Annotated in this window: 18 protein-coding genes and 1 other annotated feature; of the genes, 6 read left to right on the plus strand and 12 right to left on the minus strand. The window is 27.0% G+C overall.

Annotation, left to right across the window (positions count from 1 at the left end; translation table 11 throughout):
• The first annotated feature begins 171 nt into the window (after nucleotides 1-171).
• Nucleotides 172-747 (plus strand): hypothetical protein, encoded by a 576-nt coding sequence (locus NSA50_RS11450; protein WP_257445242.1) that lies wholly within the window; start codon nucleotides 172-174, stop codon nucleotides 745-747.
• 217 nt (nucleotides 748-964) lie between these two features.
• Here NSA50_RS11450 and NSA50_RS11455 read toward each other — a convergent pair whose 3' ends face one another.
• The 6 genes from NSA50_RS11455 to NSA50_RS11480 form a co-directional block, all read right to left on the minus strand.
• Entirely contained in the window at nucleotides 965-1,822 is an 858-nt protein-coding gene (locus NSA50_RS11455; RefSeq protein WP_257445244.1) for a GNAT family N-acetyltransferase, read from the minus strand.
• Entirely contained in the window at nucleotides 1,822-2,583 is a 762-nt protein-coding gene (locus NSA50_RS11460) for a DUF2087 domain-containing protein (protein ID WP_257445246.1), read from the minus strand. The genes NSA50_RS11455 and NSA50_RS11460 overlap by 1 nt, the downstream gene beginning before the upstream one ends.
• A 147-nt stretch (nucleotides 2,584-2,730) precedes the next feature.
• Nucleotides 2,731-3,549, minus strand: coding sequence for an ABC transporter permease (locus NSA50_RS11465; RefSeq protein WP_257445248.1), 819 nt, complete (start codon nucleotides 3,547-3,549; stop codon nucleotides 2,731-2,733).
• On the minus strand, nucleotides 3,549-4,430 hold the full coding sequence (locus tag NSA50_RS11470) for an ABC transporter ATP-binding protein (protein ID WP_257445250.1): 882 nt from the start codon (nucleotides 4,428-4,430) through the stop codon (nucleotides 3,549-3,551). Before NSA50_RS11470 ends, NSA50_RS11465 begins: the two co-directional genes overlap by 1 nt.
• Nucleotides 4,431-4,441: 11 nt before the next feature.
• Nucleotides 4,442-4,873 (minus strand): DUF3021 family protein, encoded by a 432-nt coding sequence (locus tag NSA50_RS11475; protein WP_257445252.1) that lies wholly within the window; start codon nucleotides 4,871-4,873, stop codon nucleotides 4,442-4,444.
• 14 nt (nucleotides 4,874-4,887) lie between these two features.
• Nucleotides 4,888-5,325: a LytTR family DNA-binding domain-containing protein gene (locus NSA50_RS11480; RefSeq protein ID WP_111931737.1), complete on the minus strand. Its 438-nt coding sequence runs from the start codon at nucleotides 5,323-5,325 to the stop codon at nucleotides 4,888-4,890.
• A gap of 423 nt (nucleotides 5,326-5,748) precedes the next feature.
• Between NSA50_RS11480 and NSA50_RS11485 the strand changes: the two genes are divergently transcribed.
• Complete coding sequence (locus NSA50_RS11485; RefSeq protein ID WP_257445255.1) at nucleotides 5,749-7,101, plus strand: [Fe-Fe] hydrogenase large subunit C-terminal domain-containing protein; 1,353 nt, start codon at nucleotides 5,749-5,751, stop codon at nucleotides 7,099-7,101.
• 113 nt (nucleotides 7,102-7,214) lie between these two features.
• The gene (locus NSA50_RS11490) at nucleotides 7,215-7,694 is read left to right on the plus strand and encodes a flavodoxin family protein (RefSeq protein WP_195262540.1); all 480 of its coding nucleotides are present in this window, start codon (nucleotides 7,215-7,217) and stop codon (nucleotides 7,692-7,694) included.
• Between the two features lie 202 nt (nucleotides 7,695-7,896).
• Here the strand turns inward: NSA50_RS11490 and NSA50_RS11495 are convergent, their stop codons facing one another.
• Nucleotides 7,897-9,822, minus strand: coding sequence for a glycosyltransferase family 2 protein (locus NSA50_RS11495; RefSeq protein ID WP_257445256.1), 1,926 nt, complete (start codon nucleotides 9,820-9,822; stop codon nucleotides 7,897-7,899).
• A 196-nt stretch (nucleotides 9,823-10,018) separates the two neighbouring features.
• Between NSA50_RS11495 and NSA50_RS11500 the strand changes: the two genes are divergently transcribed.
• On the plus strand, nucleotides 10,019-11,020 hold the full coding sequence (locus NSA50_RS11500; protein WP_195262542.1) for a tetratricopeptide repeat-containing glycosyltransferase family 2 protein: 1,002 nt from the start codon (nucleotides 10,019-10,021) through the stop codon (nucleotides 11,018-11,020).
• Between the two features lie 130 nt (nucleotides 11,021-11,150).
• On the opposite strand, the gene NSA50_RS11505 is transcribed toward NSA50_RS11500, so the two are convergent.
• Complete coding sequence (locus NSA50_RS11505) at nucleotides 11,151-11,402, minus strand: TIGR04540 family protein (RefSeq protein WP_195262543.1); 252 nt, start codon at nucleotides 11,400-11,402, stop codon at nucleotides 11,151-11,153.
• A 289-nt stretch (nucleotides 11,403-11,691) separates the two neighbouring features.
• Between NSA50_RS11505 and ahpC the strand changes: the two genes are divergently transcribed.
• Nucleotides 11,692-12,255, plus strand: a complete 564-nt coding sequence (gene ahpC, locus NSA50_RS11510) for an alkyl hydroperoxide reductase subunit C (protein WP_195262544.1) — start codon at nucleotides 11,692-11,694, stop codon at nucleotides 12,253-12,255.
• Between the two features lie 143 nt (nucleotides 12,256-12,398).
• Nucleotides 12,399-14,069: an FAD-dependent oxidoreductase gene (locus NSA50_RS11515; protein WP_257445257.1), complete on the plus strand. Its 1,671-nt coding sequence runs from the start codon at nucleotides 12,399-12,401 to the stop codon at nucleotides 14,067-14,069.
• Nucleotides 14,070-14,341: 272 nt separating this feature from the next.
• Here the strand turns inward: NSA50_RS11515 and NSA50_RS11520 are convergent, their stop codons facing one another.
• The 4 genes from NSA50_RS11520 to NSA50_RS11535 form a co-directional block, all read right to left on the minus strand.
• Nucleotides 14,342-15,643: a dicarboxylate/amino acid:cation symporter gene (locus NSA50_RS11520; protein ID WP_195262546.1), complete on the minus strand. Its 1,302-nt coding sequence runs from the start codon at nucleotides 15,641-15,643 to the stop codon at nucleotides 14,342-14,344.
• A 238-nt stretch (nucleotides 15,644-15,881) separates the two neighbouring features.
• Nucleotides 15,882-16,124 (minus strand) — a binding site (T-box leader).
• 138 nt (nucleotides 16,125-16,262) lie between these two features.
• Nucleotides 16,263-17,312, minus strand: a complete 1,050-nt coding sequence (locus tag NSA50_RS11525) for a substrate-binding domain-containing protein (RefSeq protein WP_195428777.1) — start codon at nucleotides 17,310-17,312, stop codon at nucleotides 16,263-16,265.
• 28 nt (nucleotides 17,313-17,340) lie between these two features.
• Complete coding sequence (locus tag NSA50_RS11530) at nucleotides 17,341-18,309, minus strand: geranylgeranylglyceryl/heptaprenylglyceryl phosphate synthase (protein ID WP_257445258.1); 969 nt, start codon at nucleotides 18,307-18,309, stop codon at nucleotides 17,341-17,343.
• Nucleotides 18,306-20,099 (minus strand): sensor histidine kinase, encoded by a 1,794-nt coding sequence (locus NSA50_RS11535; RefSeq protein WP_195262549.1) that lies wholly within the window; start codon nucleotides 20,097-20,099, stop codon nucleotides 18,306-18,308. Before NSA50_RS11535 ends, NSA50_RS11530 begins: the two co-directional genes overlap by 4 nt.
• Between the last annotated feature and the right edge of the window lie 3 nt (nucleotides 20,100-20,102).

A 20,102-nucleotide genomic window follows, 5' to 3' on the forward strand; every position in this document is an offset into this window, starting at 1 on the left:
TTTCAATTAATTTAAATTCATATTATAATACTATAATAACTTTTGTAAGGATTTTCTTTTTTCATATTCATAATTCTTTTTATAGTACATAAATTAGGTAACACTACTTTTAGCTACTAATATACTATTAATTATGAGTCTTACAGCAGTATCAATATAAAGGAGTATTATATGTATAATAATCAATTCTTCTCTTATCCCTATTCCATGAATCAATCTGCTTATCCCTCCTTCAATTCAATGTGGAGAAGCACAGTACAAAAGTTTGCAGCCTTTAGTGGCACTGTTACAATGATTGAAGATTTTTACACAGGTCAAGATAATCCATCATTAGGTTGCTATAAATTAATGTCGCTAGAAACTATGGACATGGGCCCTGTAAATTTTGTAATTTCACCAGAAACTTACTTTGTAGATCATACAGTAATTAAAGTAGGCGACAAGGTAACCGGCTTTTTCGATGCAAATGCACCAGTCCCGCTTATTTACCCTCCACAATATCGTGCAATTGTTATGGCTAAAAACACAGGAGCTGAAAATGTTACTGTAGACTATTTTAATAAACAACTTGTAAGCAGTGATGGAAATTTAAAACTCAACATTGGTCCATCTACAGAAATAATTTTAACAAATGATCAGATTTTTAATAGATACCCTGGAAATAGAAACCTAATAGTTGTTTATGGTCCTACAACATTTAGCATCCCCGCCCAAACTACTCCATATAAAATCATTGTTCTTTGTTAAATCAAAACGTGTTATATTGTGCATATATTTTATTTACATCATAACCTTTCTAAAAAAATAATATTACCTTTAAATTCTAAAAGTTTAAAAAAGTCTTCTCATTTTTTATTCTTATATTTAACAACACTATTCTTTAAATTTGTAAATATATTATTATTTATAAAAATTAAATTTTGCAACTTTCAAAGGGGCTCGCGTTTCACGACCCCCTTTAAATTTACATTAATTCTATCCAATCACTTAGTTTATTATAAACCTTAAATCCTCTTTTCTTATACATTTCATACGCAATACTATTCTTTTCTATTACTGTTAAACAAACTTCTTCTACTTGCTTTTCATTTAAAAATTGTATTGCTGTTTCTAATAATTTTTTACCATAGCCCTTTCCCCTATACTCTTTTTTTAATCCTATATCAAAGAAAGCTTTTTTATCTTTAATAATAGTATTTAAAAAGCCTATACTTTCACCCTTATCTAATACAATAAAATAATCTTCATTGTCATTTTTATTTGATAAATAATCTTTTGCCTCTTCTATTTCTATATAAGTTCCGTGAGGCATATCCATAAAAGACTTATTATATACATCAACATATTCCTCGATATTTTCCTTTGATAACCTAATCTTATCTAACACATCATTTACTTTTTCTCTATTGCTTAGAACCATATTAAAAGATGAGTAACTTTTTTTTAGTCCAATATCTTGTGCTAACTTAAGCAAATTATCACTTCTTATTCCAAGTAAAACTTTCTTGGCATTATATTTATTAGCAAACACTAATGAATTATTAATTAATTCTCTCAATATTTTTTTATTATAATTTGGACAAACTACTTTATTTATATAGATAGTTTCTAATTTATCTACAACCTCTAGTATAACCGACACCTTACCTACTACTTCATTCTCATCAAAATAAAATAATATACCTTCACCATAATTACATATTTTATCCGTAAGTTCTTTTTCAATTTGGGATAATGATAAATCAGTATTTTCATTTTCCTTTATAAATTCTAATGCTAAAATTTTTTCATCATTATTTAACTCTAAAAAATTCTTTATCATTATTCCTTCACCCAATATTCACTACAATCTTTAGACCTATCTAGGAATCCATATTGAATTAAAGCTCTTCTTATTGTTACATAGTCCTCATATATTCTTTTTAATACTCTATTTATTTCTTTTTCAGAATATTTCTTTCCAACATTAAAGTTTTTAGTTATTTCTTCTAATAATATAATCTTCTTCTTTTCTTTAGATGGATAGCTTTTTAATGCACCATTTTCATCTACATAAGTTTCTATTACCTTAATTTTTTCTTCCTTTGTTATATTAAATCTATCATCTAAAGTTGTTGCTCCCTTGTGTGCATCACAAATAACATCCTCTTCTAACATATTTATATCTTTATTTGTTTCTTTAACAAGTAAATTCATAGTTGCTAAAAATAGCTTAGCTTGTTTTTCTTTTTCTCTTAATTTATACCTATGGTTTCTAATAGTCGAATTTGCAATCCCTAATTTTGCTGCTATTTCTTTATCACTAAGGCCTAAAGCTATTAATTCAATTACTGACTTTTGAGATGATGATATTCCTGTATAAAGTGAATTCATATTTAATAGATAACTTAACATAGAATTATGCTTTTCTTTTATATGAAGCTGAGCAGCTTTTTTTGCATCATATAAATTACCACCTATTTCGTATATTCTTCCTTTAATAAATATTTCTTCACATACTATACATTTTATATATTCTTCTGTTTCTACAAATCCATTTTCTATTTCATCTATAGACGCTCTCCAAAAAAACTCATTATCCATAACTACCTCCATAATATTTCATTAATTAAATTCTATAACTAATTTTGCTTTTTGTCTATGTATACACAAACTTTATTTAATTTTGTTTATGATTAATTGCATAAAAAAGACAGGTTATAATTTAAAATTCACAACCTGTCATTTATTTTAATTTATATTCATATCTTTCTTTTTATAAATAATACTAGCAGCAACTAATGATATTATAATAAGTAAGAATCCGAGTAAAACAAATTTTAATTCAAATCCATCCTTTATTATATTTGATGGAATTACCCATTCATATGGAGAAACATATTTTATAAATGAAAACTCTTCTTTTAGCTTAGATATAATACCAATTATATATGTCATAAAAAATAAACTAACGCCTAAACTAGTTGCCATTTTCCCTTTTTTTAAAATTGTTGATATAGCTATACCAATTGCCATAAATATATATCCTAAAAAGGCCATTCCAATAAACACACTTTTTATATTCATCATAAGATCCATTGTATTTACTTCATTTGGCTTAACTGCAATAGATATACCTATTGTAGATGCTCCAATAACAATTATGAATATACAAAAGTACACAACCCTTGATGATATCTTACTCCAAAGAATTTTACTCCTTGATACTGGTTTAGAATATAAGAATTCTATTGTACCTTCGCTCTCCTCTTCTATTATAGAATTAACTCCAAGCATTGCACCATAAATTCCACAAGCCATTGCAATATATTGAAGACAATATCCAAGAAAATCATTTATATTGCTAAAATCAGTAGTACTTGAAAAATTAAAGGTTTCTAAAATGGCTGGTGTAAGTGAATCTAATTTTGCACCTACTAATTCTTGCATTCCCATATCCTTCATACTTGGGAATAATGCCATAAAAAAAACTATAATTGCAGAAGTTCCTATACTCCAATATATTAATGATTTTATATTTCTTTTAAATTCAAACTTAAATATATTCATTACTTATTCTCTCCTTCATAATAGTTTAAAAAGGCTTCTTCTAATTTAACTTCTTCAATTAATAACTTGTCCAAATTGTATTTAGCTAAAACACTTATTAACTCATTTATATTTCCTTTATATATAAACTCAATTTCTTCATCAATATATTTAAAGCTTTCTGATATCTTCTCAATTTCCTTTATATTTATGTCATTAGATCTTAAAATTATCCTTTTGCCTAAATCTCTATTCATTTTATTTAAATCTAATATGTCAATTATTTCTCCCTCTTTTATAACCGCAACTCTATCACAAAATTTCTCTATTTCAGAAAGATTATGTGATGATAAAAATATAGTCTTCCCTTTTGATTTTTCCTTCAATAATATATTAAATAGCTTTTGTTGAATTAATGGATCTAACCCATTTGTTGGCTCATCTAAAATAACTATCTTAGGATTACTTAAAAGTGCTTGAACTATAGCTACCTTCTTTTTATTTCCAAGGCTAAGTTCTTCAATTTTCTTATCTAGTTCAACTTCTAATTCATTACAAAGTTCATTTAAATACTGACCATCATAATAATCAAAAAATGAAGCTGCATAGTTTAATATATCTTTTACTTTAACATCTGAATAATATCTAACTTCACTTGGTACATAACTTGTAAATTCCTTAATAAGCTTGCTTTCACTTACAATATCTTTTCCTAATATCTTAGCACTACCTGATGTAGGGAAAATAAAATTAAGCAAAGTCTTTATTGTCGTTGACTTTCCTGCTCCATTTGGCCCTATAAAGCCATATATTTCTCCTTCTTTAATTTCTAAATTTACATTTTTTATTCCTCTGCTTTTTCCATAACTTTTGGTTAAATTAGTTATCTTTATAGCTTCCATTTTTACACCACCTATAAATTCTCTTTATATTTTAATAATTTGTCATTAAACCTTTCTCCTGTTATTTTTTTATAAACATAAAAATTCAAAGTTACAAGTATAAAGTATGCTGTATATATTATGAAAAATATCTTAAAAGATATTCCCCATAGTTCTATCCAATTAAAATATTTAATGAAGATACTTAAAACTCCTAAAAGTATTAAATAATGTGATATTGTTTTTGTTTTTATTGATATCTTCGATAAAAACTTTTCATTATATAAAATAAATTGAATTAATCCAACTATGATCGCTAATAAGATAGATTCCCATAATAACTCTAAAGGCATTATCTTATTTCCAATAAAAAAACTTACTACTCCATAGGTTAATATTATCATCATAAAGAATAATCCTATTAGAGCTTTTATTTCGTATCCTATATTATAAAAATTCTTCATTATATCCCAACCTTTTAATAATCTAATTTTGCTTTAAGTATAGGTACATACTGTCTAGAAACTATTAACTTTTCCTTATTTTCAAGCAAAACCTCTACTCTTCCCCCAATTACAGTGTTTATAACTGAAATTTTAGATATATTTATTATTGTTGATTTAGATGCTCTAAAAAAATGATATTCTGAAAATTTATCTTCAATTTCATAAAGTCTAAGATTACTTTCATATACCTCTTCCTTGGTATATATAAATGTCCTTTTATCAACAGATTCAAAATATAATACATTTTCTGGTTTTATAATATGAACTTTACTATCTTTAACACCAGTAATTATATTTTCCTCTTCCCTTAACTTTTCAATTATTTTCACTATATTATCATCAATAACCTTGCAATTTATCACTATTTCAACTTCATTATTATTCTCATCTTGATTAATTACTACCTTCATAATAGCTCCTCTTAAACCTTTATAATCTCATACTACTATTTTTAATTAATATATCAATATAATTTTACTAAGATGCATTATTTAAATACTAAGTTACACTTTAAATAAATTGCAAATTAAACTTAATGATATGTATTAACTTTCCGATTTTTTTATATAATATCTCCAATTTAATACATAGCATTAATGAGTCTAATTCTTAATTTAACTGTGTCAAGTGACAGAATATAAGTTGGCGAAGATAAATAGACTGTGGAATAAGCATATAGTGAGCAATTAGAAGTACTTGGCGTAGCTATTTAGCTTATGGAACATATCTAGTTATCGTAGCCCTTTTATTCGCAATTTATAACTTTTTAGTATTAATAATTAGTAAATTATATATACTAAACTATAGAAAATTTATTAATTGGAGGTATATTAATGCATAATAAATACAGTGATCTTTTTGATACTTTAGTAAGATCTTATTACGAAGGCAACTTTGATGAAACGCTTTCTAGAATTATGGTCTGTCATGAAATTTCACCTCAGGAGACATTTAAAATTATTACATCACTTTGTGGAGTTTCTATAGATTTTGATAACAACTATGTTTACAACATAAAAAAAGCAATTACAAATTATGCAGTTAATAAAAGATTCATAGAGAAATTAGATAGTTGCAATATTAGCTGTAAACAAGATGAAAATAAGAAGTTTAAATGTCAAGCAAGTTGTCCATTCGATGCAATATTATATGATGATGATAATAAATCTACATATATAAACTATGACTTATGTGTTGGTTGTGGATTATGTATAGATGCTTGCAAAGATGGTAAAATCCTAGATAAAATTGACTTTATTCCTATATTAGATTTAATTAAAAACAATAAGACTGTTATTGCTGCTGTTGCACCTGCAATTATGGGCCAATTTGGTGAAGATGTATCAATGGATCAATTACGTGCTGCTTTTATTAAAATGGGCTTTACTGATATGATTGAAGTTGCTTTTGCTGCTGATATGATTACTATTAAAGAAGCTGTTGAATTTAACCACCATGTTAATGGTCCTAATGATTTAATGATAACCTCATGTTGTTGTCCTATGTGGGTTGGAATGCTAAAAAAAGTATATAAAGAATTAGTTCCTGATTTATCTCCATCCGTTTCTCCTATGATTGGAGCTGGAAGAGTTATAAAAAAACTAAATCCAGATGCTAAAGTTGTTTTTATAGGCCCTTGTATAGCTAAAAAAGCAGAAGCAAAAGAACCTGACTTAGCTGGAGATATCGATTTTGTTCTAACATTCCAAGAATTAGACAATATATTTAAAGCTTTTGAGATTAATCCTAACGAACTTCAAGGTATCCCATCTAAAGATTATGCTTCAAGAGGTGGTAGACTATACGCTCGTACAGGTGGTGTTTCTATTGCAGTTGGCGAAGCTGTTGCTGAACTATATCCTGAAAAAGCTAAGCTATTTAGTTCTGTCAGAGCCGAAGGAGTAAGAGAGTGTAAGGAAATATTAAACAAAGCTTTAAATGGTGAAATTAAAGCAAACTTCGTTGAAGGCATGGGTTGCATTGGTGGATGTGTTGGAGGTCCTAAAGCTATTATTCCTAAAGAGCAAGGGAAAATAGCCGTAGATACTTTTGCTTACCATTCCCCAATAAAAGTAGCAACTCATAGTACTACTATGGATAATGTTTTAGAAAAACTTAATATAACATCTTTAAGAGACTTTGAAGATGATACTAAGACTGCAATATTCCATAGAGATTTCAAATAAAAATTAGTAGCTCTACAACTTTAAATATGGTATTATATATGCATAATAATAATTATTATATAATAATTATTATATAATAATTTAATTACTTTAGCGTATGATAAGGAGAAAAAATGAAATATTCAATAGTTTTTAGCAGTGTAACTGGTAATACAAAAAAATTAGCAGAAACAATTAAAAGTAAAGTTGGTGAGTGTTATATAGGGAAACCTTCTGATGAAGCACTTGAAGCAGATGTTATATTTGTAGGATTTTGGACAGCAGGAAACTCTTGTGGAGCAGATATTAAAGCATTTATAGAGAAACTTTCTGGCAAGAAGGTATTTATATTTGGAACTGCTGGGTATGATAATACAAAAGAATACTTTAGCGGAATTTTAGATAGCGTAAAAAAATTAATACCTCAATCTAATACTATTATTGGAACATATATGTGCCAAGGTAAGGTATCAGATGCTATTCAAAATAAGATAAAGGAATCTATGCCTGAAAAGTTTGAAGCAATTAAAGATAATCTTGTAGAATCATTAAACCACCCAAATGATAATGATATAAAATCATTAATATCTGAAATTGATAAAATAAACTTCTAATTGTATTAAATTTTAATTCAAGAGGCTGTAATTTTGCATTTTACATTTTGCATTAAATATCTTTCTGATACAGCCTCTTTTATATACTGTAAATTAAAATATAGCCTTTAATTAAACGACTGATATTATTTCACTTTTCAATATTCTGCCTCTCAAAATATAACAAAGCTATCTAATATAGAATAAATTTGTTAATTGCTTACTATTCTATCCACTTTTTTAAATTTGGATTTTTATCTAATATTGAGTAATACTGTGCAAGAATTCCAAACTTACCTTCTGGGTCTAGCTTCATATATCTTTCAAACTTTTCTTTTCTATCTTCTGATCTAGACCATCCATAATGCTTTAATCGTAAACTACTCAGCTCATAGGCTAAATTATTACAATTATATGGCATCCTTCCGCAATGTTGTGGCGTTTCTCTAAATAAATAGTTATAGTTTTCTTGATATCTTATCATAAATAATCTATAGGTATTATGAGCATTCCATAAATCATCTTCTCTATAGTGCTCTTCATCCCAAAAATCATACAGTCTAAACATGTAACCATCTACTTCAGTATTTTTCATTAAATCACGTACATTATATTTAAATCTATTTTCAAAAATCTCATCCGCATCTAAAAATATTATCCAATCTGGATTAATCTTTATAGTTTCTTCCCACTGTTGTTTTCTTAATGTAACTTCGTTACTAAATTTTGAATCAATATTTTCTATTAATTTATATGGTATATTTCCTAATACTTCTTTTATTATCCCAACAGTATTATCAGTGCTTCCATCATCAATTATAACTGCATTATCAATATATTGTTTAGCATCTTCTAGCACTTTCTTTAAAAATCTATTTTCTTCATTTTTAACTATCATTGATAAAGTTAATTTATTACCTTCTTCTTTAGCTTTCCTTACTAAAGGTTTAATTACAGGATCTCTTTTACCTTCAGATATCCACTTAATAATTTTATAATTTCCGTCTTTATCCATCTTCAAAGTAAATTCACTTTGTTTTTCTTCATAATAACTATAGCTATTCCTATATCCTAATTCATTATAAACCACCTTAATAACTATCTCATTAACATTATTAGTAAATGGTGTTTGATGACTAATTATCCTTATTTTATTTGTTATTTTTTCTTCTAATACTATCTTTCTATTAATTATTAGCTCCCTTCTTAATCTAGCTTGCTCTTCTTCTTCAAAAAACTCCAAATAATTAAAAGGTATATCTTTTTTATAGCTATAATCCCCAATTCCTTCTAAGGCTATTTCCAAAGTTTCATATGCTTTAGCACTGTAAACTTGAAACTCTCTAATAATATTAGATGATTTATATTCACTTATCTTTCCTAAATCTTCATCTCTATATATATGGTGAGCAGGATAATAGGTATCTACATATAACTGAATGCCAAGTACAGCTGCCCTTATGCAAAAGTGTCTATCTTCCCCCCAAAAAGAAATATTATAAACTGGATTAAAGTTTACTCCTTTTGAAAGTGCTTCTTTTGATATCAAAGTGCATGCTCCAAGCCCTCCAACCTTATAAGTTCCAGGTTTCCTTAACATATTTATAAAATCTGATGTTCTTTTCATAACTTCATTTCCACTTAAGTTTTCTCCGTATTCAAATTCATATAAAGTATACATATCTTTTAACCAAACTTGTGGTTGCTCATAGTTATTTGGTTGCCATCTTGTCCAAAATATATTTGAAACTATTTCTTTCTTTAATGATACTAGCCTTTTTAAGGTTTTAGGGTGCATTACTAAATCAGAATCTACAAGAAAAAGATAATCATACTCTTCTTTTAAAGCTTTTTCTATTATAGTGTTTTTAAAATTAGACACCTTTCTTATTAAATCGTTTGACCATCTATGAGTATAATCATCACATATATATAACGATGTATTTTCTTCACTTTTTAAAATAGTAACTTTCTCTATATCTTCTTTAAACTTATTTAAGATTAATGAAGATTCTTCTATATTATTATCATCAATGAAGCAATATTCAATAAATAAATCATCTGAATTTAATTCTTTTAATGATAGAAGGAACTCTTTTAAAATAGCAGGTTTTTGATGAATAGGACTCCCAATTAAAATTCTAATCATTGACTTCCTCCAATTACTTATTTTATATATAATAATCTATTCCTACTTATCATATTATGCTTATTTTTAATAAAATACCCTTTAATAAGTAGTTTTAAGTAGAATTTAATAATAATATCTATTTTTCTATTATTAGCATATTTTATTTATTATCATATTCTATAATAAAACCATTTTTATTTGGAGGTAACTTTCTTTGGATACTTTAAGCGTTTGTATTATAGCTAGAAATGAAGAAGAAAACCTATCTAGATGTCTTAAAAGTGTAAAAAGTATTGCTGATGAAATAATCCTAATTGATACTGGATCCACTGATAATACGATTAATATAGCCCAAGAATTCAATGCACAAGTAATAAAGTTTCCATGGAATGATAACTTTAGTTCTGCAAGGAATAAAGCATTAGAAATCGCATCTAAAGACTGGATCTTGTGCATTGATTGTGATGAGGCATTAGATAATACTCAAGTATCTAAATTAAAAAATGTATTAAATGATTCTTTATATTTAGGATTTAGATTAAAGCTTATAAATATAATCGATAATAAACCTTATAAAGGCGAGTATTTACTTAGGATTATTAAAAATAACTCTGGATTTTATTTTTCTGGAAGAATAAATGAAAAACTTAACAACTCTTTATATAATGATTCATATTTAAATCAAATTTTAAATTTAGAATTTATATTATATAATTTTGGATATGACTATAATGAAAAACAATTAACAGATAGGTGTAATAGAAATCTTTCTATATATTTATCTTATGCTGACAAAGAAAAAAATTATTTATATTACTATAACATTGCTAATGAATATTTCCTTTTAAATAAATATACCATAGCAATAAACAACTATATTAAAGCAATTGAACTAAATGATAACTATTATATAAGCAGCTATCTCTCTTTTTTAATTGTAAAAACTTATTATATAGCTCAAAAATATAACAAAGCAATTCTTATGGGTGAAAGATATTTACTTAAAAATGACGCTTTTAGAGAAATATATTTATTACTTAGTATATGTTATGAAAAAATAAATAATCTAGAAGAATCACGAGAAAATCTAAAATTATATCTAAAACTTTATGAGAAAGTCCCTCAATATTATTTTAGATTAGATTATATAAATTTAAAAAACTTCATACCCGAAATGCTTGGATTTAATTTAGAAAGCTTAGAAAGACTTAATTAAAAAAAGAAGGATAAGTATTTCTACTTGTCCTTCTTGCTAATTTACAAATATAAGTAATCCAAATTATTAGTGGAACCATTTAAAGTTTAAAAAATACAATTTATTAAATAATGGCAACTTTCTTATGTTCTTACCCCATTTTTTTCTTTAAAATTTGTTCTAATACATTTAATCTTGTTTTTCCTAAAATTTGTTTTGGTTTCTTAGCTATTTCATCATCTTTATAGAATTTAGCCTTATTAGCTTCTATTACCATAAATATTTTTTCTTCTAAAGCTTCATCCTCTATGTTACCTTCAAAATAATCGTCTATGTAGTCTCTTAGTGCATAACTAAGTTCTTCCTGATTTTTATAATATAATCTAATTCCACCCTTATTCAAGAATATTATCCTCCCTAAAAATCTACTTTTTAAAATCTACTTTTTATATATATTTTATACTAAATAAACATGTAAAACAATATGTATTAAAATTCTTAATTTTTATTTAATTATTATGTGTAAGTATTATACATATTTGGGCAATAATATTATATATTTCTGTATAACTGCTACAAAGAATCAATTGATAAAAATTATCAATTATTTTTCAAAAACCTATTGACATTTTATTAAATAATAATTATTATTAATTCATAGTAATTATTGAAGTTTGAGGAGGAAAAAATTTATGTCATTAATAGGAAAAAAAATCGAAGATTTTAAAGTTCAAGCTTACCACAATGGTAACTTCAAGGAAGTATCAAAGGAAGATGTTTTAGGTAAATGGTCAATCTTCTTCTTCTATCCAGCAGACTTTACATTTGTTTGTCCAACTGAATTAGGAGATTTAGCAGATCATTATGAAAAATTCAGAGAAATTGGAGCTGAAATATACTCAGTATCTGAAGACACTCATTTTGTTCACAAAGCATGGGCTGATGCAACAGAAACAATAGCAAAAGTTCAATATCCAATGTTAGGTGACCCTACTGGAAAATTAGCAAGAATGTTTGAAGTTCTTATTGAAGAAGAAGGATTAGCTTTAAGAGGAACATTTATAGTTAACCCAGAAGGCGAAATTCAAGCATATGAAGTTCACCAAAATGGAATTGGAAGAAATGCTGAAGAATTATTAAGAAAAGTTCAAGCTGCTCAATTCGTAGCTGAACATGGCGATCAAGTTTGCCCTGCAAACTGGACTCCAGGTGAAGAGACTTTAGTACCAAGCTTAGATTTAGTTGGTAAACTTTAATATAAAACATAAGGAGAGCTAATCTCTCCTAAATATATATCAATAATATTAAAAAATTAGCGAGGCAACTCGCTATTTTTTTAATAAACTAATCAATAATAATTATTACTTAATAATATCATTGAAATCTTAAGGAGGAATTTATGAATAAAATATATGATTTAATTATAATCGGTGGCGGTCCTGCTGGTTTATCTGCTGGTCTATATGCTGGTAGAGCAAGACTTAATACTTTAATAATCGAAAAAGAACATACTGGTGGTCAAATTAATAGTACTGCTGAAATTGTAAACTATCCTGGTATTGTAAAAACAACTGGTCCTAATTTAACATCAGATATGAGAATCCAAGCCGAAAACTTTGGTGTTAAATTTCAATCAGCTGATGTAATTGATGTTGATTTTACTGGAGATGTAAAAATTATCAAAACAAATAATGGTGAAATTCAAGGTAGATCTATAATTATAGCTACAGGTGCTACACCAAGAAAATTAGGCTTCCCTGGAGAAATTGAATATGGTGGTAGAGGTGTTGCTTATTGTGCTACTTGCGATGGAGAATTCTTTAAAGGTTTAGAAGTACTTGTAATCGGTGCAGGTTATGCAGCTGCTGAAGAAGCTATTTATTTAACTAGATTTGCTAAAAAAGTAATTATAATTGCAAGAGAACCTGAGTTTACTTGCGCTAAATCTATCGGTGATAAAGTAAAAGCTAATAAAAATATAGAAATAAGATTCAATACTGAAGTTGTAGAAGCTGTTGGTGATGATGTTCTAAGATCTGTAAAGCTTATTAATAATGTTACTAATGAAAGATCAGAATACTTCCCTCCTAAAGAAGATGGAACATTTGGTATCTTTGTATTTGTTGGTTATGAGCCACAAACTAAAGTATTTAAAGATAAGATAGAAATGGATAAATACGGATATATCTTAACAAATGAAAATATGCAAACTAATATAAAAGGTGTTTATGCTGCAGGCGACTTAAGGCCTAAACTATTAAGACAGGTTGTAACAGCTGTAGCTGATGGTGCTATTGCAGCAACAGATGCTGAAAGATATGTTGCTTCTGAAAAAGAAAGACTTGGTATAGTTGATGAAAATATTATTGAAGAAAAAGTTGAAATAAAAAAAGAAGTACCTACTACCAATAATAAAACTTTATCTGGAAGAAGTAATTTATTAAACGATAATCTAAGAAACCAATTAAAGGGTATATTATCTAAGATAGAAAATAACATTTCACTAGTATCAATAGTTGATGAAAGTAATAAAAAATCAATTGAATTAAGAGATTTAATTTTAGATATATCTGATTTAAATGATAAAATTTCTGCTATCATCTATAAAAAAGGTGAAAACCTTGAAATGGAATCTAAAATTCATGCAGATAAATATCCTGTAGTTGCTTTATTAGATAAAGATAGTAACTACAGTGGAGTTAAATTCCATGGTGTACCTGGAGGACACGAATTAAATTCATTTATACTAGCTATTTACAATCTAGCTGGTCCAGGTCAAGCACTAACTGACGATTTATTAAATGAAATTAAATCACTGTCACCAGATAAGAAAACTAATATTAAAGTTGCAGTATCTCTTTCCTGCCACGTTTGCCCTGAAGTTGTAACTGCAGCTCAAAGAATAGCTATAGAAAATCCTAATATAGAAACAGAAATGTTAGATTTATCAAACTTCAAAGATATTAAAGATAAACATAAAATAATGAGCGTTCCAGCACTAATAATAAATGACTCTAAAGTTTATTTTGGTGGTAAAAAGCTTGAAGATATAGTTGAATTGCTTAAATAATAAATATTATTTTAAAGGTATTACAGAAGATAATAATTATCTATGTAGTACCTATTTTTTATTATCATTTCTATATATATTAATTATTTAGAATCATTTCTGTATCCATTAATCATTTATAACCATTTCTATATCCCTTAACTATTATAATCTATATCTACACTTTCACTGTTTATTTTTTACTAAGTAATTAAAATAAAAAAAACCCTATTAAACATATTATTTTCAGTTTAATAGGGCTAAAACTTATATCATATTTTACTTTTATTTAATTATTTAGCATCAAGTGCTACATTATTACGTTCTTTTCTTTTTTCAGTTTCATCAACTACTAGAGCTGCAACAGCAGAACCTGTAACATTAGTTGCTGTTCTCATCATATCTATTATAGCATCTACAGCCATTACCATTGCCATACCTTCTATAGGTAATCCTAAAGTTGATAAAACAACTGTTGTTGACATAGTTGCTGCTCCAGGAACTCCTGCTATACCTATTGAAGATATAACTGTTGTTAATACTATTAAGAAATAATGATACATTGTCATATCAACATTAAATACATTAGCTACAAAAATTGCAACTATTGCTGGATATAATCCACCACATGCATTCATTCCTATAGTTGATCCAAGTGGAGCTACAAAGCTTGCTATATTTTCAGAAACCTTAGCATTTTCTACTAAGCTCTTAATTGTTACAGGTAATGTTCCATAACTACTTTGACTTGTGAAAGCAACAACTTGAGCTGGGAAAATATCCTTAAAGAACTTTAATGGATTTTTTCTTGCAACAAAAGTTATTAAAGGAGTATGAACTAATAACATTTGTAATATACAAGCAATATAAACTGCTAAAACGACACCAATTAATGATTTTATAGTATCCATCCCATTGCTTGCTGCAGCTGTTGCTATTAATGCAAAAACTCCATATGGTATGAATTTTAATACTATTCTTGTTATACTTAATACTAATTCATAAGTTGATAAAATGAAATCTTTAAATGGTTTAACCTTCTCAGGATTCTTATTATCTTCAATAACTAAAGCTATTGCTATGAAAAGTGAAAAAATAACTATTGGAATTATTTGATTATTAACTACTGATGCTACTGGGTTTGATGGTAAAAAGTCTAATAATACCTTTGAAAATGATGGTATTTCTCTTGCTTTAAATCCTTCAGCTCCTACAAAGCTTAACCCTTGTCCTAATTTAAAGATCTTTCCCATAACTATTCCTATTATTGATGCTATACCTGTTGTTCCAAGTAATATACCTAATGTTTTAAGGCCAATTGATTTTAGAGTATCTAAATTTTTAAGCCTAATTATACTTGTTATTATTGATACCATAACTAAAGGAACTACTATCATTTTAATTAATGATATATATCCCTTACCTACTACTTCAAGGAACATAATATCTCCCTTGAAAATTGCACCTAGGATTAACCCTATTGCTAATGCAGTTAATGTTGAATAAGAAAACTTTCCTGTTTTTGATTTTACCAAATAAATTATATAAATTGCTGCTATTGATAATATAATAGCTAATATTAAATTAAAGTTCATTTTTTATCCTCCTAATATTTATTTTAGATAATTTAATTCTTAGTTAAACATTTATTTGCTGGCCTGCAAATTCCTTAAGATAATTCTTTAAATATTGTATTTTAAGATTTCTATCTAATAAGTTAACTTTAAATTAATTATATAAGTATTTATATATTATAATTAATTTATACTGTAGTTAATAAGCATATTATTTGAATATATTATATAAATAAAAAAAACCTACTACCACTGTTTATACAGAGGCAGAAGGTAAACTTCCACGGTTCCACTCTGATTAGATATAATTAAATATCCATCTTTTCTAGGTACTATATATAATACCTTATCTCTGTAATGGGAGAACCCATAAGTCCCTACTTATAACGTTCGGATCTTAAACTCCAAGGTGCACTTCATTAATAAAACTATAGGTTATCTCAGCTACTAACCCTCTCTGTTATAATTGTTATTAATTACTTTTCCTCTTCATAGCCTTTAATTCATATCGGATTACTATGATTTAATTATAGCATTATTTACTCTATTGTCAATATACAAATTACATATTTAATTCGTATATTTATAAGGTATTTTTAGCTAAAATAAAAGAGTAAGGATTTTCCTCACTCTTAGTAATTTAATTTTCATTTTCTATATACAAATCCACATTGTCTTTAGTTACCTTTGTATGAGGCACTTTTATATATTTATTATTTTCAAGCTCATCAATTCCTTCTACATTATTACCTTTAGCTAATGCTATTGCAAGATCAAATATTGCTTTTGCTTGAGCTTTAGAATCACTTATAACAGTACCAAGCATTTCACCTTCCTTAACTGATTCCATTGCTTCTTTTATACCATCTATCCCAACAACTAGAGGCTTTTTAGTAAATATATCGTTAGAATTAATTGCATGTATAGCCCCAAGCGCCATTACATCATTATTACTAAATACAACTTCAATTTTATCTCCGAACTCTTTGATCCATTGACTCATTTTACTTATAGCCTGATCACTTTGCCAATTTGCACTATCATCTGCTAATTTTTCTAGTTGAACACCTTTTTCAGTAATAGATTTTATACAGTATTCTGTCCTTATTGAAGAATCTTGATGCCCTGGTTCACCTTCAAGCATTACATACTGAATCTTATTGTCTTTATTCTTATCTACTATATCTTTTTTTGAAAGCCATTCATCAAGTAGTATCTCCGCTTGTAACCTTGCAGATTGTTCTGCTTGTGCTCCAACATAATATAGTTTATCCCATCTATTCATATCTTCTTCTACTGGCTCTCTATTAAAAAATATTAATGGAATATTTGCTGATTTTGCTTTATCAATTATAGTTGATGCTGCTGTTCTATCCACTAAATTCACACATATAACATCATACTCTTGATTTATAAACTTATCCACTTGATTCCCCTGATTTATTGTGCTTCCTTTTGCATCAACAAAATCAATCATTACTTTAGATTTATCAACACTTTCATTTTCTTTGACTATCTCCTCTAAATTTTTACTGATTGTAGATATGAAAGTATCATCTTGCTTATAAAGTGTTACCCCTATTTTAATTTCTTTTTTAAATTTAATATTGCTTTCTTTATTACAGCCTACAATAAGAGTAGATATTAGCATTAAGCTAAAAATATTAATTATTCTTTTACCCTTCTTCACCCTAACCTCCTATAAAGCATTAAATTTATCATCTTACAAAGGGAAATAACATCCTTTGATTTTCTTTAGAATACATATTCCTATTATTAATTATAGTTGATGTTATTACACTATCATCAATTGCCTTTTCTTCAATTTGTGAAACAGATGCCTTAACGCTTAAATATCCAACATTGAATTCATTTTGCATAGCTATTGAATTTATTATATTTTCTTCAATTAATGATATTATTAAACTTGTACTGCCTGTCCCATATAATTCAACGCTAGATTTTAAATCACTATTACTTACATACTTCTTAGCTTTTCCTACACTCTCTAAAATACTTGGCTCAAATGTAACTATTACATCCGTTTCATTATTCTCTATAATTTCTCTAACTTTATTATAAAGCTGTACCTCATCTTTTGGTAACTCTAAAAGTTCATAAGTATTTTTACTTTTATTTATTTCATCTACAAAACCTAAATATCTTTCATTTATACTACTACAGCTTAAATCACTTTTTATAATAGAAACTCTACTTCTTGTATTTCCATTTCTCACTACTTCTTCTGCAAGGCTTTGCCCTAACTTATAATTATCACAAGACACATATGGTATATTTTGCTTAGTTTCTATATTAGATTCAAATAAAACTACTGGTATCTTTTTTCTAATGTTTTCTATAGTATTTGCCATAGCCTTATAATCTGTCGGAGATATAAGTATAGCATCTGTCCCATTGCTTAACTCTCTTTCTATTAATTCAGTTTGCTCATCAATACTATTTTCCTCTAAAAGTGTTAAAAACCTTATATTTACGTTCATCTCAGAAGCAGCTTGCTCCATCCCCTCTTTTATTATCCTCCACCCTTCACTATTTTTCCCTCTAATTATTACTGAAAAATTATAAACTTTAATATCCTTTTTTTTACCTTCATTTAATAATACTAAAAAAGAAGAAATAAGCATTGTAAATAAAATTATGAAAATTAATTTCTTTCTTATCTTCACTTTTTCTCCTCCTTAATACTATAAAAATCTATAGATGGCATATGAATCCTTATTGTTGTACCTTCATCTGGCTCACTATATATCTCCAATCCATATTTATCTCCAAAGTATAATTTTATTCTTTCATGTACATTTCTAAGTCCTATTCCTGACCCCTTCTTTTGAACACCATTTTCATTAGTTAGCAATTTATCTGCAATCTCTTGAGGCATCCCAAGTCCATTATCAATAATATCTATATATAAATCATTATTTTTCAAATATGCTTTTACAAGAATATCTCCGTCACCACTCATATACTCCATACCATGGTAAATAGCATTTTCAATCAGTGGTTGAATTATTAGTTTAATACTTGTAAGATTTAAAACCTCTTCCTCTGCTTTAATATCATAAGTAAACTTATTTTTATAACGTATATTTTGTATTGTTAAGTAATTTCTAGCATGTTCTAATTCATCCTTAACAGTTATTACATTTTTACCTTTACTTAAACTTATTCTAAAAAATCTTGCTAGTGCTGTAACCATTACTATAGCACCATCATAATTTTCATTTTCTATCATCCATATAATAGAATCTAAAGTATTATATAAAAAATGTGGATTTATTTGAGCTTGCAATGCATTTAATTCACTTTTCCGTTTTGCCTCTTGCTCACTCATTATATTTTCCATTAGCATATTCATTTGTTTTACCATGGACCTAATTGCTTTTCCTAAATGTTGAATTTCATAAGAACCACTTTCTGATATATTTAGATTAACTACTCCATGTTCAAATTCATTAACTGACTTTTCTAATTCCTTTATAGGATTTGCTATTCTTGATGATACAAACATATTTATTGAGATTAATGTAAATATTCCAAAAAACATTATAAATACAGCAAATATTCTAATTTCAGAGTAGTCAGCTGTAATATCTGTCATTGGTGATATAGCAACTATTTTCCATCCAGTATATCCAACTGTTTTCACTGTCACTAACCTTTTATTTCCTTCAAACTTTTCAATATGATTTCCATCTTCATATTTAGATGCTTCATAATTATTTTCTTTTACTAAATTAGAATATATCAATTGTTGCCTTGGATGATATATTATTTCTCCATCTCTGTCTATAAGATAAACATACCCATTTCTACCCATATCAACATTTTTACATATTTGCTCTATACCACTAAAATTCATATCAACTAGAAGAACTCCGCCATTAATCCTACCACTTTCAGTAATCTCAACTGCCCTACTCAAAGATACTACCCAAGTGTATTTATAATTAGGATCGTAAAATAAATTTTGCACATGAGGAGTAGAAAAGTGTAAGTTTTCCCTTTTACTTATAGCACTTTGAAACCATTCACTTTCTCTAGGATCAATATTGTTTTTTAATTGTTGTAATGGATATGAAGCTATTACCTCACCATAATCTGAAAAAAGGCTAATACTTATTAAGTAATCTTTATTAGCTTCATAAATTAAATCCATTTCTTTATCTATACTTTCATTTGATAAATCTGTTTTCTTTATAGCTCTATAATATATTGTATCTGATATCTTCATCATTTTTCTTAAGTAAGTATCTAAATTTAAATTAACTTGCTCTAATATGGATTTATTATTCTTTAAAACCATTTCTTCTGTTGAATTAGTAAATCTTAAGTAAAGAGCTCCACCTACTACTATCATTCCAATAACAGCTACTATTGTAAAAGATATAGATATTATATATTGGATACTAGCTTTTTTATAATAACCTATTATTTTACTCTTAATAGAATTTAGCATATT

The organism is Clostridium mucosae (genome assembly GCF_024622765.1).
GTDB lineage: Bacteria > Bacillota > Clostridia > Clostridiales > Clostridiaceae > Clostridium.